At 63.6% G+C, this 16,836-nt stretch carries 10 protein-coding genes and 1 pseudogene; 2 read left to right on the forward strand and 9 right to left on the reverse strand.

Annotated elements, in window-relative coordinates:
• Nucleotides 1-604: 604 nt before the first annotated feature.
• The 9 genes from BMZ23_RS11265 to glnE form a co-directional block, all read right to left on the reverse strand.
• On the reverse strand, nt 605-2,026 hold the full coding sequence (locus BMZ23_RS11265) for a lipopolysaccharide kinase InaA family protein (RefSeq protein WP_177197276.1): 1,422 nt from the start codon (nt 2,024-2,026) through the stop codon (nt 605-607).
• Nucleotides 2,023-2,799, reverse strand: a complete 777-nt coding sequence (locus BMZ23_RS11270) for a lipopolysaccharide kinase InaA family protein (protein ID WP_093477091.1) — start codon at nt 2,797-2,799, stop codon at nt 2,023-2,025. The genes BMZ23_RS11265 and BMZ23_RS11270 overlap by 4 nt, the downstream gene beginning before the upstream one ends.
• Entirely contained in the window at nt 2,796-3,542 is a 747-nt protein-coding gene (locus BMZ23_RS11275; protein WP_093477096.1) for a lipopolysaccharide kinase InaA family protein, read from the reverse strand. Before BMZ23_RS11275 ends, BMZ23_RS11270 begins: the two co-directional genes overlap by 4 nt.
• Nucleotides 3,542-4,354 carry a lipopolysaccharide core heptose(I) kinase RfaP gene (gene rfaP, locus BMZ23_RS11280; RefSeq protein ID WP_093477164.1) on the reverse strand — a complete coding sequence of 271 codons (813 nt, stop codon included), beginning with the start codon at nt 4,352-4,354 and terminating at the stop codon, nt 3,542-3,544. Before rfaP ends, BMZ23_RS11275 begins: the two co-directional genes overlap by 1 nt.
• Nucleotides 4,354-5,475 carry a glycosyltransferase family 4 protein gene (locus BMZ23_RS11285; RefSeq protein WP_093477101.1) on the reverse strand — a complete coding sequence of 374 codons (1,122 nt, stop codon included), beginning with the start codon at nt 5,473-5,475 and terminating at the stop codon, nt 4,354-4,356. The genes rfaP and BMZ23_RS11285 overlap by 1 nt, the downstream gene beginning before the upstream one ends.
• Entirely contained in the window at nt 5,475-6,533 is a 1,059-nt protein-coding gene (gene waaC, locus BMZ23_RS11290) for a lipopolysaccharide heptosyltransferase I (RefSeq protein ID WP_093477105.1), read from the reverse strand. The genes BMZ23_RS11285 and waaC overlap by 1 nt, the downstream gene beginning before the upstream one ends.
• Nucleotides 6,534-6,536: 3 nt before the next feature.
• Nucleotides 6,537-7,580 carry a lipopolysaccharide heptosyltransferase II gene (waaF, locus tag BMZ23_RS11295; RefSeq protein WP_093477109.1) on the reverse strand — a complete coding sequence of 348 codons (1,044 nt, stop codon included), beginning with the start codon at nt 7,578-7,580 and terminating at the stop codon, nt 6,537-6,539.
• 37 nt (nt 7,581-7,617) lie between these two features.
• Nucleotides 7,618-8,541: a branched-chain amino acid transaminase gene (locus tag BMZ23_RS11300; protein ID WP_093477168.1), complete on the reverse strand. Its 924-nt coding sequence runs from the start codon at nt 8,539-8,541 to the stop codon at nt 7,618-7,620.
• Between the two features lie 72 nt (nt 8,542-8,613).
• The gene (gene glnE, locus BMZ23_RS11305) at nt 8,614-11,562 is read right to left on the reverse strand and encodes a bifunctional [glutamate--ammonia ligase]-adenylyl-L-tyrosine phosphorylase/[glutamate--ammonia-ligase] adenylyltransferase (protein WP_093477111.1); all 2,949 of its coding nucleotides are present in this window, start codon (nt 11,560-11,562) and stop codon (nt 8,614-8,616) included.
• Between the two features lie 901 nt (nt 11,563-12,463).
• Between glnE and aceE the strand changes: the two genes are divergently transcribed.
• Both aceE and aceF read left to right on the forward strand, forming a co-directional pair.
• Complete coding sequence (aceE, locus tag BMZ23_RS11310; protein WP_093477114.1) at nt 12,464-15,118, forward strand: pyruvate dehydrogenase (acetyl-transferring), homodimeric type; 2,655 nt, start codon at nt 12,464-12,466, stop codon at nt 15,116-15,118.
• Nucleotides 15,046-16,419: pseudogene (gene aceF, locus BMZ23_RS11315) on the forward strand (dihydrolipoyllysine-residue acetyltransferase); the annotation flags it as partial. The gene aceE and the pseudogene aceF, both read left to right, overlap by 73 nt.
• Nucleotides 16,420-16,836 lie beyond the last annotated feature (417 nt).

The following is a 16,836-nucleotide window of genomic DNA, read 5'->3' on the forward strand; positions in this document are numbered from 1 at the left end:
CCAGGATTTGGGGTCAATTTCCTGAGAACGGCGGGTAAACGGATTGTGCAGGCGCGACTGTGTCGCGGCTGTTGGACAGTGTAAAAAGACAGGAATTCAGAAGTGACTGGCGAGTTTGGGGGGAAGCGTAGCAACGGGATGGACGGCGGGGGTGTTCGGCGCACAAAATGAGCCCGTCGAGAGATGTTCTCGATGGTTGTGTGTGCGGCCTCAGCGGATGCTGGCCTTGTCCATGGCCCTTTTCGGGCTTGTTGTATTCTAGCTTCTGCCTCTAGGGGTGCGGTGTATTGCGTGCCCTGTACGCGTGTGCGTCGACTACTCGTCAAGCCATTCCGGATTCTTTGTGCTTTGTGACTGACCGGTGTTGATGGGGAATGTTACAGGATGGGTGGGGGGGTGGCAAAGGGGTTTTTGATGGGTGGTTGGGGGGAGTGGCGATTTGGTGGCTTTTTATTTGGATTGGCAGCCCTGTGGGCTGCTTTGCCGAATGAATTCGGCGGTCCCAGAAGGGCGAATTTGGTGGGGCTGGATGGGTAAGGCGGCAGCCCTGTGGGCTGCTTTGCCGAATGAATTCGGCGGTCCCAGAAGGGCGAATTTGGTGGGGTTATTGGGGGAGGTGGGTTTTTAGCCAGGTGTGGAGAGGGGTGTTTTCGGGCCAGTTGCGGATGAGGCGTTGGCGGTCGGTTTGCCAGGCGGGTTGCCAGCTGGTGCGGGTTTTGTGGGTTTGCATGGCGTCGAGGTCGATCAGCCATACCTGGCCGTTGTGCCAGAGCAGGTTGGTGGCTTTGAAGTCGCCGTGGCTGATGTGTGCGTCGGTCAGTTGCTGCATCAGTTGCAGCAGGGCTTGTTGTTGTTCGGTAGTGGGCAGGCTTTGGCCGTCTTCGCCAAACAGCTCCAGCAGGTTTTGGCCCTGGCGGTATTCGGTGACCAGCCAGGCGCGCCGGCGCAGTGGGCCGAAGCGGCTTTCGATCATTGCCAGGGGGGCCGGGGTGGCGATGCCGAGAAACTGCAGGCGCTGGGCTGCCAGCCAGCTGTGCCAGGCGCGGCTGGGGCGCAGGCAGCGGCGTAGCCAGTGGCCAAGCCCCTTGATGTTGTAGCGTTTGACCACCAGACTGTGGCCGCCCTGCTCTACCCGTGTGACGCTGCTGCTGCCGCCATCTTTCAGTGATGGATGGCTGGTAAAGGCGCTGTCGGGGTTTTGCAGCAAGGGGGCCAGTGCGTCGCGCTGACTGCGTTGCACGCTGCAAAAGCGCCACCAGTTGCGCTCAACGGCAAAGGCGCTGCAGTCACGCAGGGCCTTGTCCAGCCAGTCACGCAGGCGGTGCTGGCGGGCCCTGGCAATGTGCTGTTGCAGCCGGTCCGGGTTAAGGGCGCGTTCGGCATTCACTTGCAGGTAGTCAATCAGTAGCAACTCGCTCAGTTCATCCCAGTGCGGTTGCAATTGGGCAAACAGCAGCGCCAGGTTGTCTTCGGCCTGTGCCGCCGGCAGCGGCTGACCGGGGCTGACCGCGCTGATGGCATCGCCGTCAATCAGGTAGAGCTGCTCGCCCTGCTGCAGAAAGTTGCCCAGATGCAGGTCATGCTGCACCAGCCCCTGCCGGTGCAGCGCGGCCAGACTGCGCAGGGCAGCGCCCAGCAGCGCCATTGCCTGTGGCTGGCCGGGGTTGCGGCCCGGCAGTTGCTGCCACAACTGCTCCAGTGTCCGGGCATCCTGCAGGAATTCAGTAACCAGGTAGTACAGATCGCCCGACAATTGCCCTTCGGCGTGCAGTGCCGGTGTTGGCAACCCGGCGTCGCGCAGGGCGCGCAGGCCGTCGCTTTCCCGTTGCCAGTGGCGCGCGGCCGCTTGGGCAATAAAGAGTTTGACCAGCACCGGCTTACCATTCAGCAGGCCGCGCCCGACCAGCCGTTTGCGCGGCAAAATGCGCAGCCATTGCTCGATGTGCAGTTCACCCTGCGGCAAGGCCAGACTGAGTGGCAATGGGGGCTGCCGACCTTGGCTACGCAGGCTGAAGGCGCTGGTCATGCCTTGCTCTCCTGCTTGCCACGCTGGCGGCGGGTGATGGCGGCGATTATTTTCCGGGATTGATCGTTCAGGCGGCGCTGCCCCAGGCATGCCAGCAGAAAGCGCAGGCGCTCGCTGCGACTGGGGCCCTGACTGCGCCGCTGCAGGGTTTCCAGGTCACGGACAAAGTCGCGCTGGCCGAGCCAGGCGCGGCGGGTCTTTTCCAGGTCGATCAGCCGGGCGCCGGCGCCGTCGCCATCAACCCGGGCAAAGATGTGCTTGGGATACAGGCAGTTATGGATGCGCCCGGTGTTGTGCAGGGCGCGTACCAGCGCGGCGCTGGCGAGGATAATGTCGCGCCGGGCACGGAAGTCGACGCTGTGCCAGTCGGCAAACCATTCATCCAGTGGTCGGTAGCTGTCCAGTGCGCGGGTCAGCAGAATCGCCTGCTGGCCCTCAGCGACCCGACGCTGACCAAAAAAAGCCGCCTCCAGTGCCGGAATGCCAAGCCCGGCAAACTGCTGGATGGCGCGAAACTCACGGGCAAAGGTCGGCTCACCGAGTGGGTGGCCAAGGTTTCGGGTCAGGTGGTTGAGCTGGCGTTTCAGGTAGAAGGCCTGGGTCTGCCCGCTGGCACCCGCCAGTTCCAGCCGGTACACGCTGCTCCAGCCGCCGCGCCCGGTATTCGGCGCATCCACCGCATCCAGCTTGAGCGCCCAGAGCGCCTCGAAGGAGTCCAGCCCGTGCTGTTCCAGCACGGCGCGGGCATTTACGGCGATGAAGTCACTGCTCATTCACGTCCCTTGAAATAGTCGAGGATGGCGCGGATACGCTGGCGATCAGCCACCTGCAGGCGCTGGCAGCCGGCCCAGATGCGGTAGAAGCGCAGGCGCTGGGTGCGGCTGAGATGCAGCTTGGCCAGCTTGTCGAGGCAGGCCAGGTCCTTGATCTTGCGGTGTTCCAGGAACGGCCCCCACCAGAAGCTGCCACCGGGGCAGTCGATCAGCCACAAACCGGGCAAGGGCTGGTCATCCACCAGTACGTTGCGCCACTTCAGGTCGTTATGTACAAAGCCCTGGGCGTGCATCATGCGTGTAGCGTGCGCCAGCTGATGGACCACCCGGCCAACCCAGTGCGGGTCCTTCAGGCAGGGATGATTGGCCTTGGCCAGGCGCGCCAGGTCGCTGGTGTCGCGCAGTTCCTCGGTAATCAGGGCACCACGCACAAAGGCACCAGCGCGTCGCTCCTGACCAAAACCGACCACAGTGGCGGCCGGTATGCCCCAGGCATGAAAGTGCAGCAGGTTTTCCCATTCGGCCTGCACCCGTGGGCGGCCCAGCCAGCGCCGCAGGTGTTTGCCGGCCCCATGGTAGCGCTTGACGTAGTAGTGGCGGTCACCGACATGAATGCGGTGCACGCTGCTCAGCGGGTCGCGGGTGATGTACTCGCCTTCCAGCGCAAATACGCTGTCCAGATCGGCAAACAGCCGGCCACTTTCACCAGTGGCGTACTCGGGGTTGAGCGTCCAGCGCTGCATCACTGCCCTCCCGGGGCGTACTTGCGTTCAAAACGCGCCTGCAGGCGCTGTGCCTTGCGCTCCAGCCAACGCAGCAGGCTGGCTTCTTCCTTGAGTACCTGGCGCAACGGGCGCTGGAAATAGGCTGACAGAAAGCGCAGCTTGTCCCGGCGGGTCAGGCCGATCTGCAGGGCGGAGAAATACAGGCCGGCCAGATCCTTGTTGCGCCAGCGCCGTGGCACCCGGCGGCGCAGCTGGGCGCGGTGCAGGTCGATCAGTGACAACGTGAGGCTGTCCGGCGTCGGTGGCTGATCCAGGTGCAGCAGAAAGTGGCAGATATAGCAGTCGCGGTGGTTGATGCCGGCCGCATGCATGGCCGCAGTCATGCCGGCCACCCGGTTGATCAGCGCCCATTTCATCGCCGGTGGCGGCGGCTGGCTCGGCCAGTCGCGGCTGTAGTCCTCAAGGCTGATGGTCGGCGCCAGCTCCTCGGTGATGATAAAGGAGTGCTGTCGCGCTGGATTATGCCCGCGCTCGCCAAAGGCCACAGCGGTCATGCTCGGCACGCCGACCCTGGCCAGTAGCTGGATGGCCTGCCATTCGCGGGCGGCGCCCAGCACCGGGGCACGCAGGCTCAGCCAGTTCTTGACTATCTCTGCCCAGCCAATGCCGCGATGGATCTTGACGAAGTAGCCACGCCCGTCGACCTCGGTACGCAGGGTGCGGCGCGCTTCCAGTTCGCGGAATACCTCGCCCTGCAACTGCTCGACCGCAACAAAGGGGTCCTGGCCGGCCCAGGCACTTTTGAATGGCTCTTCCAGCATTACCCGCATCATGCCGGCGGCCCCAGAATCACGTCGGCAGCACGCTCGGGCAGGCTGTACAGATCGGCCTGCCCGGCATAGGCCAGGGCATTGGCTTGCCAGCGCTGACGCGCTTCGGGGTCCTGCAGCATCTGCTGTAACGTCTGGTCCAGGTCTGTCTGGCTGAACGGGCCTGGCAGCACCCGGCCGCAGTCGGCTTCCTCGATGTAATGGGCATAGCCGCAAACATCGGTAACCAGTACCGGCAGGCCGGCGACCAGCGCTTCCAGCAGTACGGTGCCGGTGTTCTCGTTGTAGGCCGGGTGAATCAACAGGTCGGCACCCAGCAAAAACCGTGGGATATCGCTGCGCCCCTTGAGAAAGCTGACCTGCTCGCCAATACCAAGGGCCTTGACCTGCAGCTTGAAGGGCGTGGGATCGTCCTGACCGATAACCATCAGCCGGGTGCGCTGGCGCAGCGCCGATGGCAGGCTGGCGAGCGCCTTCAGGCTGCGATCCAGGCCCTTGGTCTTGAACCCCGAGCCTATCTGCACCAGCAGTAGCTGGTCGTCCGTCAGGTTGAATTCGCGGCGGAACTCGCGGCGAATCCCGGCGGCATTCGGCGGCGCCCGGCGGTCTGCGGCAATCCCCGGTGGCAGCAGGTGAAAGCGTTCGGCCGGGGTGCGGTAGTGCTGCATAAACAACGGCTGCTGCACTTCGGAGATCATCAGGATCTGCGTGCGCGAGGCCGGCGAGAACACGGCCCGCTCATAGTCGGCAAAATGCCGGTAGCGCGGGCCGAAGCGGTACAGTGGATTGCGCAGGGTTTGCGCCTTGTCCTCGAAGCAGGGATCGGCGGCGTAATACACATCCAGCCCCGGCATCTTGTTGAAGCCAACCACCCGGTCGACCGGGCGTTTGGCCAGATCGGCCTGCAGCCAGGCAGTGAATTTCTCGTTGCGCCTATGGTTGGAGAAGGCCTTGACCGGTGCCACCAGCACCTCGAAGCCCTCGGGCACCTCGCCTTCCCAGATCAGCGTGTAAACCCGGATACGGTGACCGCGCTGCTGGCAGACCTGGGCAATGCGCATAAAGTCGCGCTGCAGGCCACCAAAGGGAAAATACTTGTAGAGCACAAAGGCCAGTTGCATCAGCGGGTTTCCGTGGCAGTCAGCAGGGTTTGCAGGGCTTCCAGCACCCGGGGTGGTGCCAGTCGGGTAAAGCATAGCGGCTGCTCGCGCTGCAGATCAAAACGCCCGCGCTCTTCCTCGCTCGGCTGATAGTTGCAGGTCTTTTTCAGGCAGGGGGCGCAGGCAAAGTCGCTGGCCAAATGCTGCTGGGCGGCGCCCCAGGCCCCGGTCCAACCCGGATTGGTCGGGCCAAACAATGACAGCGTGGGTACATCAAGCGCCGCGGCCAGATGCCCGAGCCCGGTATCCACCGCCACACAGGCGCGCGCGCCAGCCAGCACGCCGGCCACGCCGGCCAGATTCAGCCGCGGCAATACCTCGACACCGGGCAGCCCGGTGGCAATCCGCTCGGCACGCGCCTGCTCGGCCTGACTGCCCCAGGGCAGGCGCACCTGCCAGCCCTGCGCCAGCGCCAACTCGGCCAGTTGCCGCCAGTAGAGTTCCGGCCAGTGTTTGGTGGTCCAGGTAGTGCCGTGCAGGAATACCAGATAATTGCCGCTTTCGGCCGCCGCCAGCTGGCGGCGATCAAGGCCGTAACTGCCCTGCTCCGGCGGTGGCGGGTAGCCCAGTGCACCAGCAAACAGCTGACGCACCCGCTGTACCGCATGCTGGCCCCAGGGCACCGCTTGCGGGCGGTCATAGAAACGGCTGGCGATCGGCTCGCGCGCCGAGGCACGATCCAGTCCAGCCACCGGCGCTTTCACATAGCGGGTCAGCCAGGCGCTTTTCAGCAAGCCCTGGGCGTCTATCACCAGATCGTAGGGGGTACCCTGCAAACGGCGCTTGAACGCCGCCCATTCGCCGCTGCGCCAGGTGGTCAGCGGGTGCTTGCGCCAGCGCCGGATGGCTACCGGAATCACCTGTTCGACCGCCGGGTGCCAGCGTGGGATTTCGGCAAAGCCCTCCTCCACCACCCAGTCAAAGCGGATGCCGGGGATGGCGCGGGCCGCATCGGTAAGTGCCGGCAGGGTATGGATGACGTCGCCCATCGACGACGTCTTGATCAGCAGCACACGCATGGATCAGACATCCGTCGGTTCTGCCGGATCGGCCACCAGCCGGTCGAGAGCATCGATGACACGCTGCGCCGGCAGATCACGCAGGCAGTTGTAGTGACCGAAACGGCAGGTGCGCTCAAAGCAGGGGCTGCAGTCCAGATCCAGTCGCACTATCTCGACCTGCTCGGCCAGCGGCGGGGTGAACTGCGGCGAGGTCGAGCCATACACGGCCACCAGTGGGCGCGCCAGCGCGGCAGCCACATGCATCAAACCGGAATCGTTGCTGACCACGGCGCTGGCGCAGGACAGCAGGTCAATCGCCTCGGCCAGGCTGGTCTCGCCACACAGATTCACCGACTCCTCACGCAACCCGGGAATCAGTCGCTGGCGGATATCCTCGGCCACTGCATGGTCGTTCTTCGAGCCGAACAGCCAGACCTGCCAGCCCATGCGGATCTTCGCATCGGCCACCGCGGCGTAGTGCTCGGTGGGCCAGCGTTTGGCCTCGCCGAACTCGGCACCCGGACACAGCGCCAGCACTGGGCGGTCCAGTTCCAGACCAAAACGCTCAAGTGCTGCACTGCGGCTGGCGGGGTCGATCTGCAATTGCGGGCGCGGATAGGGCTGCATCAGAAGCGCACCCGGCTCATGGGCCAGCGCCATAAAGCGCTCGATCATCAGCGGGTACTGCTGTTTGTCGAGGAGGCGCAGGTCATTCAGCAGCCGGTAGCGCATCTCGCCACGCCAGCCGGTGCGCTTGGGGATGCGCGCAAAGTACGGCACCAGCGCGGATTTCAGCGAATTGGGCAGCAGGATCGCCTGATCGTAGCGCCCGGCCAGCGACTGGCCGATACGCCGGCGCGTGGCCAGATCGAGCACGCCGTGGCCCAGCGGAAAGCTCAGCGCCTGATTGACCTCGGGCATGCGCTCAAGGATTGGCCGGCTCCACTCCGGCGCCAGCACGTCGATCAGGCAGGCGTCGCCATGGCGTTGCTTGAGGCAGACAAACAGCGTCTGCGCCATCACCATGTCACCTACCCAGCTCGGCCCTACGATCAGGATCTTCATAATAATTTAGCTGCACGCCTCGAGCCGCAAGCGGGGTTCAGCCTACCAGCGTGCGCCATTCGGCGTGGGCGTTGGTCTGGCCGGTGACCAGATCAAAGTAGGCCTTCTGCAGTTTCTCGGTAATCGGACCACGACGGCCAGCACCAATCTGGCGGTTGTCCAGCTCGCGGATCGGGGTAACCTCGGCGGCGGTACCGGTGAAGAAGGCTTCGTCGGCGATATAGACCTCGTCACGGGTGATGCGCTTCTCGACCACCGGAATACCGAACTCGGCAGCCAGTGCCAGTACCGTGCCACGGGTGATGCCGTTCAGGCAGGCGGTGACTTCCGGGGTGTAGATCACACCATTCTTGACGATAAACACGTTCTCGCCGGAGCCTTCAGCCACATAGCCTTCCGGGTCCAGCAGCAGCGCCTCGTCGGCACCAGCGGATACCGCTTCCTGCAACGCCAGCATGGAGTTCATATAGGCACCGCTGGCCTTGGCGCGGGTCATGGTGATGTTGACGTGGTGACGGGTAAAGGAGCTGGTGCGGATCTTGATGCCGCGCTCCAGTGCCTCTTCGCCCATGTAGGCGCCCCAGTGCCAGGCAGCGATGGCTACGTGCACCTTGAGGTTGTCGGCACGGATGCCCATGCCTTCCGATCCGTAGAACACCAGCGGACGGATGTAGGCGGTATCCAGGTTGTTCTGGCGCACCACGGCGCGCTGCGCCTCGTTGAGCTGTTCCCTGTTGAAGGGAATCTTCATGCCCATGATGTGGGCGGAGTCGAACAGCCGGTCGGTGTGCGCGTCCAGACGGAAGATCGCGGTGCCCTGCGGGGTCTTGTAGGCGCGCACGCCTTCGAACACGCCCATGCCGTAATGCAGCGAATGGGTCAGTACATGCACGTTGGCCTCGCGCCAGGGCAGCATTTCACCATCAAACCAGATAACACCATCACGATCGGCCATCGACATAGCAACCAGCTCCATCACTTGTAGGAATCTTGCATTGAATTCGGTTCTCCGCAGTGCCCGGCGGGTCGGGGTTCAGGCCTGCTCCTGCGGTTGCAGCAGCTGTCGCCAGGCGTTCATCACCAGGCGACGCTGTTCGTGCAACTGGTCACCGCTGACGATGCGTGGCTGGTTTTGCAGAGCCAGGCGATGGGCGGCGGCGCGCAAGGCCTTGTAAGCCTCCTGAAGCTGCTGTACCTGTTCGGCAGACAGCAGCCCGACGTCACGCAGCCCGTCAAGAATTCGGATGTTGTCAGTATAACGCAGCAATTGCGGGTACCGGCACGACCAGGCCAGAACGGCATATTGCACCATAAATTCGATGTCGACGATACCTCCGGCGTCCTGCTTGAGGTCAAACGGCTGTGTGGCGTCAAAGGCCGTGTCGTCAAGGCCGCCATGGGTTGACTGGGTGCCCAGGCTGTCGCGCATCCTGGCGCGCATCTCCAGCACTTGCTGGCGCACCTGCTGCGGGTCGCGCTGGCGCCCCAGCACCTCGCCGCGAATCGCCGCAAAGCGCTCTGCCAGTTGCGCGCAGCCGGCCAGCACCCGTGCGCGCACCAGCGCCTGATGCTCCCAGGTCCAGGCTTCCTCGCGCTGGTAATGGGCAAAGGCCTGCAGCGAGGTTACCAGCAGACCGGCGTCCCCCGAGGGGCGCAGGCGCATGTCGACATCGTAGAGTGCTCCCGAGGTAGTCTGGGCATTGAGGATATGGATGATGCGCTGCCCCAGGCGGGTGTAGAACTTGCCGCCATCGATCGGCCGGTCGCCATCGGTCTCGGCGTTGCTGTCGGCATCGTGGATAAATACCAGATCCAGGTCCGAGCCGTGCCCCAGTTCGATGCCGCCAACCTTGCCGTAGCCCAGAATGACGAAATCCAGCTCGCAGGGGGTGCCGTCCTGCCGGCGCGGGCGGCCATGGCGTTGCACCAGTTCACGCCAGGCCAGTTGCAGTACCTGCTGCAAAATCACCTCGGCAATCCAGGTCAGGTAGTCGCTGACCTTCATCAATGGCAGGGTGCCGGCGATTTCCGAGGCGGCCACGCGCAGTACGTGGGCGCGCTTGAAATAGCGCAGGGTTTCCATCTGCTGTTCAAGGTCGTCCTCGGGAATGCGCAGCAGTTGCTGGCGCAGTTCGTCGGCCAGCTCGTTGGTCTGCGGCGGGCGATACAGGCGACCGGCATTCAGCAGCTCGTCAATCACTACCGGGAAGCGGGTAATCTGCTCGGCAATCCACGGGCTGGCGCTGCACAGGGTCAGCAGTTCACGCAGTACCCGGGGATTTTCCGTGAGCAACAGCAGGTAGGCCGAGCGCCGCGCTACCGCCTCGACCAGCGGCATCACCCGCTCCAGCGCCAGGTCGGGGTCCGCCTGCTCGCTCAGCGCCGCCAGCAGGCGTGGCATAAACACATCCAGCCGGTCACGGCCGAGCTTCTGCATGGCGCGTACCCGCGAGGACCCCAGCAGGTTCTGCAGGCGCTGCCAGGCTGCGCCGGGATCGGCAAAGCCGGCCTCCTCCAGCAACTCGAGCGCGGCGTCGCGATCCAGGTCGTTCTGCCACAAGGGCAACCAGACCTCGAAACTTGGCAGCGCCTCGGGCTGCTCCTCATCCGGATCGGCAATCACGTTGGCAAAATGCAGGGCGACCCGCTGGCGGTGCTGGTCAAGGCTGGCAGCAAAGCTGTCCCAGTCGGCAAAGCCCATGACCATGGCAATCCGCAACCGTGTGCGCGAATCCTCCGGCAGCATCTGGGTCTGCCGGTCGTCGATCGCCTGCAGGGCGTGCTCGACATCGCGCAGGAACAGGTAGGCGCTCTTCAGCTCGTCCACTGCGGTATCCGGCAGGTAGGTATTGCTGGCCAGCACATCCAGCACTGCCAGAATCGGCCGCTGCTGCAGGGCGCGGTCGCGTCCGCCGTGGATCAGCTGGAAGGCCTGGCCGATAAATTCGATTTCGCGGATGCCGCCACTGCCGAGCTTGACGTTGTCCTGCATGCCCTTGCGCTGCACTTCACGCTGGATCATCTGTTTCAGGGTGCGCAGCGCCTCGATGGCGGCAAAATCCAGGTAGCGTCGATAGACGAAGGGCCGCAGCATTTTCAGCAACTCTTCACCGTGCAACTGATCACCGGCCACCACCCGCGCCTTGATCATTGCATAGCGTTCCCAGTCGCGTCCCTGGCTCTGGTAGTACTGCTCCAGCGCAGAAAAGCTGAACACCAGCGGGCCACTGTCGCCGTAGGGGCGCAGGCGCATGTCGACGCGAAACACAAAGCCGTCCACGGTGATCGCATCCAGCAGACGGATCAGCCGTTGCCCGACACGGATAAAGAACTCCTGATTGGACAGGCTGCGGCGCGCGCCTTCAGTCTCCCCGCCCTCGGCATAACCGAAAATAAGGTCGATATCCGACGACAGGTTGAGTTCCCCAGCGCCCAGCTTGCCCATGCCCAGTACCACCAGTTGCTGCGGCTCGCCACTGCGCGCGCCGGTCGGCGTGCCGAAGCTGGCGGCGGCCTGGGCATGGCACCAGTCCAGCGCCTGCTGGATGCAGCAGTCGGCCATCTGCGACAGGTCGGCGGTGGTTTCCATGGTGGCCGCCAGCCGCGTCAGGTCACGCCAGATGATGCGCACCTGCTGCTGTTGGCGGAAGCGCCGCAGCGCGGCCATGATGGCGTCCTCGTCGCTGCCGACCTCAGCCAGTGCCAAGCGCAGCTGCTGCGCCAGCTCATTCGGTTGCAGGCTGCGCAACAGCCAGTCGCCGTCATTCAACCGCCAGAGCATGCCCGGATCACGGCGCAGCTGTTCGGCGACGAAGTCGCTGCCGGCCAGCACGAACGGCAGGTCATCCAGCAGGGCGGCATGCAACTCGGCGACTCGCTGCTCCAACCCCGCCGCCTGCACCGCTTCCAGCCAGCGGTAATAATGGTGTTCGGCGAGCAACTGCAATTCTGCGGGCAGCGACGACGGCGACGTAAAGCTCATGGTCTATCCTGTTGTTTGACTGATGCTGAAGAGTGCCACGCCAGCCAGTTGCGCGAAACCCCGAAACACTTACCGCGGGACTGACGCAGGGCTGGGGGGTTGGTTGGTGCAGGGATTTGGGGTGGTTGGGGTTGGCTTTTTGGGTTGGCTTTTTGGGACCGCCGACTTTAGTCGGCAAAGCAGCCCACAGGGCTGCCGGGGTTGACCTTTTGGGACCGCCGACTTTAGTCGGCAAAGCAGCCCACAGGGCTGCCGGGGTTGACCTTTTGGGACCGCCGACTTTAGTCGGCAAAGCAGCCCACAGGGCTGCCGGGGTTGACCTTCAGGCCCGCCGAATAAACCCGGCAACCCGGCGCACGGCTTCGCCGTGCTGGCCGAATGAATTCGGCGGTCCCAGTGACCGTGCAGGCTGGCGAGCTGGTGCAGGGTTGCGGTTGGTTGGTGCAAGGTTGTGGGTTGGCTTTTTGGGTTGGCTTTTTGGGTTGGCTTTTTGGGTTGGCTTTTTGGGTTGGCTTTTTGGGACCGCCGACTTTAGTCGGCAGAGCAGCCCACAGGGCTGCCGGGGTTGACCTTACAGGCCCGCCGAATAAACCCGGCAACCCGGCGCACGGCTTCGCCGTGCTGGCCGAATGAATTCGGCGGTCCCAGAACCCAAACCCGGCAGCCCTGTGGGCTGCTCTGCCGAATGAATTCGGCGGCCCCAGTGACCGTGCAGGCTGGCAGGCTTGAGTTCGGCGGCCCCAGAATCGTGTAGTTAAACTACACAAAATATACATAAACACGCTTGACCAAGCAGTCACAGAGGCAATAATGTAGTCAAACTACAAGATAGTATTCAATCACTGCCTGCCACTATGCGGGCAGTTACCAAGAACCAGGACCCACAAGGTCGGGAGTTGCCATGACGCACGATGATGTCGATCCGCTGGAAACCCGTGAATGGCTGGAAGCGCTGGAGTCGCTGATCGAGCAGGAGGGCCCGCGGCGGGCGCGCTATCTGCTGACGCGCCTGGGTGACCGCGCCAGCGCCCTTGGCACCCGCCTGCCCTATTCGATCAACACGCCCTACCGCAACAGCATCCCGGTGACCCACGAGGTACGCATGCCGGGCGATCTGTTCATGGAGCGGCGTATCCGTTCGATGGTGCGCTGGAACGCGCTGGCAATGGTAATGCGCGCCAACCTGCGCGATCCGGATGCCGGCGGACACATTTCCACCTTTGCCTCCAGCGCCACACTCTACGACATCGGCTTCAACTACTTCTTCAAGGCCGGCAACGACCAGCAGGAAGGCGATCTGGTGTTCTTCCAGGGCCATGCCTCCCCCGGCGTGTATGCTCGCGCCTATATAGAGGGGCGCATCAGCGAGGACCAGCTGGACAAGTTCCGCGAGGAAGTCGATGGCCAGGGCCTGTCCTCCTACCCGCACCCGTGGCTGATGCCGGACTTCTGGCAGTTCCCCACGGTGTCCATGGGCCTTGGGCCTATCCAGGCGATCTATCAGGCACGTTTTATGAAGTACCTGGAGCATCGCGGAATGATCGAACCTGGCCAGCGCAAGGTCTGGTGCTTTGTCGGCGATGGCGAGACCGACGAGCCGGAATCTCTCGGGGCCATCTCCCTGGCCGGACGCGAAAAACTCGACAACTTGATCTTCGTGGTCAACTGCAACTTGCAACGGCTGGATGGCCCGGTGCGCGGCAATGGCAAGATCATCCAGGAGCTCGAAGGGGTGTTTCGCGGCGCCGACTGGAACGTGATCAAGGTCATCTGGGGCCGCCAGTGGGACCCGCTGTTTGCCCAAGACAATGAAGGTCTGCTGCAGCAGCGCATGGAACAGGCGGTGGACGGCGACTACCAGAACTACAAGGCGCGTGACGGTGCCTATGTGCGCAGCCATTTCTTCGGCACTGATCCGAAGCTGCTGGCAATGGTTGAGGATCTGTCCGACGAGCAGCTGTGGAAGCTCAACCGTGGCGGCCATGACCCGTACAAGGTATATGCCGCCTACCACAGCGCCACTACCCATCAGGGCCAGCCCAGCGTGATTCTGGCCAAGACGGTCAAGGGCTATGGCACCGGCGCCGCCGGCGAGGCGCAGAACACCGCGCACAACACCAAGAAGATCGATCTGGACAGCCTGCGCAAGTTCCGCGACCGCTTCGACATACCGGTCAGGGACGAGGATCTGGAAAAACTGCCATTCTACAAACCCGAACCCGGCAGCCAGGAATACAAATACCTGCACGAACGCCGCCAGGCGCTTGGCGGTTATCTGCCGCAGCGCCGGCGCGAGAGCCATCCGGTCAAGGTGCCGCCGCTGGACAGCCTGAAAAGCATCCTCGATGGCACCGGCGAGCGTGAGATTTCCACCACCATGGCTTTTGTGCGCATCCTTTCGCAACTGGTCAAGGACAAGCAGCTGGGGCCGCGTATTGTGCCGATCGTGCCGGACGAGGCACGCACCTTCGGCATGGAGGGCATGTTCCGCCAGCTCGGCATCTATTCCTCGGTGGGGCAGTTGTACGAGCCGGTCGACAAGGACCAGGTGATGTTTTACCACGAGGACAAGAAGGGGCAGATCCTTGAGGAAGGCATCAACGAGGCCGGTGCCATGTCCAGCTGGATTGCCGCCGGCACGGCCTACAGCACGCACAACCAGCCGATGCTGCCGTTCTATATCTTCTATTCGATGTTCGGCTTTCAGCGCATCGGCGATCTGGCCTGGGCCGCCGGTGACAGCCGCGCCAAGGGCTTTTTGCTCGGCGGCACCGCCGGGCGCACCACCCTCAATGGCGAGGGGTTGCAGCACGAAGACGGTCACAGCCACATCCTCGCCAGCACCATTCCCAACTGCCGCAGCTATGATCCGACCTACGCCTACGAATTGGCGGTGATTATCCGCGAGGGTGCGCGGCGGATGATGGAGGAGCAGGAAAACGTCTTCTACTACATCACCATAATGAACGAGGCCTATGCCCAGCCGGCGCTGCCCGAGGGCGTCGAGGACGGCATCATGCGCGGCATGTACCTGCTCGATCCAGCCGCCAAGCCGGGCAAGCTGCATGTGCAGCTGATGGGCAGCGGCACTATTTTGCGCGAGGTGCGCGAGGCGGCAAAAATCCTCGCCGCCGACTTCAACGTCAGTGCCGATGTGTGGGGCGTCACCAGCTTCAACGAGTTGCGCCGTGACGGCCTGGAGGTGGAACGCTGGAACCGCCTGCATCCGACCCGCAAGCCTCGCCAGAGCCATGTCGAACAGAGTCTGGCAAAACGCAAGGGGCCGGTGATTGCCGCCACCGACTACATGAAGCTGTATGCCGACCAGATTCGCCAGTGGGTGCCGGGCTGCTACAAGGTACTGGGCACCGACGGCTTTGGTCGCAGCGACAGCCGGCGCAAGTTGCGGCATTTCTTTGAAGTGGACCGTTACTGGGTGGTCTGCAGTGCCCTGTCGGCACTGGTCGAGAGTGGCGAGATCAAGCCCAAGGTGCTGGCCGATGCGCTGAAGTCCTTCGGCATCGACCCGGAAAAACCCAACCCGCTGGATTGCTGAGGAGCCGCATGATGAGTGAAGTGATCAGGCTGCCCGATGTTGGCGGCGACGGTGAAGTGATAGAAATCATGGTTGCGGTTGGCGACCGGGTCGAAGCCGAACAGTCGATACTGGTGCTGGAGTCGGACAAGGCCAGCATGGAAGTGCCCTGCCCGCGGGCCGGCACCATCAAGGCCTTGAAGTTCAAGCTGGGTGACCGTCTGAAGGAAGGCGACGAGTTGCTGGAGCTGGACGTTGACGCGGGCGAGGACAGTACTGCGGCAGCAGCTGATTCAGAGCCGGCACCGGCTGCTGCGTCTGAGCCGGCGGAAAAGCCGGCCAGTGCGCCTGAGCCGGCACCGACTCAAGTACAGACCGAGAAGCCTGCGCCTACGGCGCTACCAACCTCGGCGCCGGCCGAGTCCGCCCGGGTGCATGCCGGCCCGGCGGTGCGCCGGCTGGCCCGCGAGCTGGGCGTGGATCTGGGCCGGGTCGAGCCGAGCGGACCGCACCAGCGCATTCTCAAGGAGGACGTGCAGGGCTTTGTGCGCAGCGCCCTGCAATCGCCGGGTGCCGGGGGTGGTGCCGGCATTGAGCCGATCCCGAGCATCGACTTCAGTCGCTTTGGCGAGACCGAAATACGCGAGATGACCCGCCTGCAACAACTGGGCGCGGCCAACCTGCACCGCAGCTGGCTGAATGTGCCGCATGTGACCCAGTTCGATCAGGCCGATATCACTGAACTGGAGGCCTTTCGTCTGGCCGAGAAAACCGCCGCCGATCAGGCCGGGGTCAAGCTTACCCTGCTGCCGTTCCTGATCAGTGCCTGCGCCCGGCTGCTGGAAGAAATGCCGGAGTTCAACGTATCACTGCTGGGTGACGGCAAGCGCCTGGTACAGAAAAAATATGTGCATATCGGCTTTGCCGTGGATACCCCGGATGGCCTGCTGGTGCCGGTGATCCGTGATGCCGGGCACAAGGGGCTGCTGCAGCTGGCTGCCGAGGCGGCAGAGCTGGCGGAGAAGGCGCGCAACAAGAAGCTCGGCAGTGATGCCATGCAGGGCGCCTGCTTTACCATCACCAGCCTTGGGCATATTGGCGGCAGCGGCTTTACCCCGATCGTCAATGCGCCGGAGGTGGCGATTCTCGGGGTGTCACGCGCCAGCCATCAGCCGGTCTGGGATGGCGCTGCCTTTCAGCCACGACTGATGTTGCCGCTGTCACTGTCCTACGATCACCGAGCGATCAACGGCGCGGCAGCGGCACGCTTCACCCGCCGACTGGGCGAGTTGCTGGGGGATGTACGGCGGATGCTGTTGTAGCCGGCACGGCAAATGGGGGTCCCAAAACCCAATCACGTCGGCGGTCCCAAAAAGCGGGCTGTGCTGAACGCCGGTCTGGCTGACGGTGCGTTCCTCTGGGACCGCCGACTTCAGTCGGCCAGCACAGCGAAGCTGTGCGCTGGGGTGGGGGTGGGGGTGGAAACCCGGCAGCCTTGCAGGCTGCTTTGCCGAATGAATTCGGCGGGCCCAGAACCCAACCCCGGCAGCCTTGCAGGCTGCTCTGCCGAATGAATTCGGCGGTCCCAGAACCCAACCCCGGCAGCCTTGCAGGCTGCTTTGCCGAATGAATTCGGCGGTCCCAAAAAGCGGGCTGTGCTGAACGCCGGTCTGGCTGAGTGTGCGTTCCTCTGGGACCGCCGACTTCAGTCGGCCAGCACGGCGAAGCTGTGCGCTGGG

It is taken from the genome of Halopseudomonas yangmingensis (assembly GCF_900114825.1).
Taxonomy (GTDB): Bacteria; Pseudomonadota; Gammaproteobacteria; order Pseudomonadales; family Pseudomonadaceae; genus Halopseudomonas; species Halopseudomonas yangmingensis.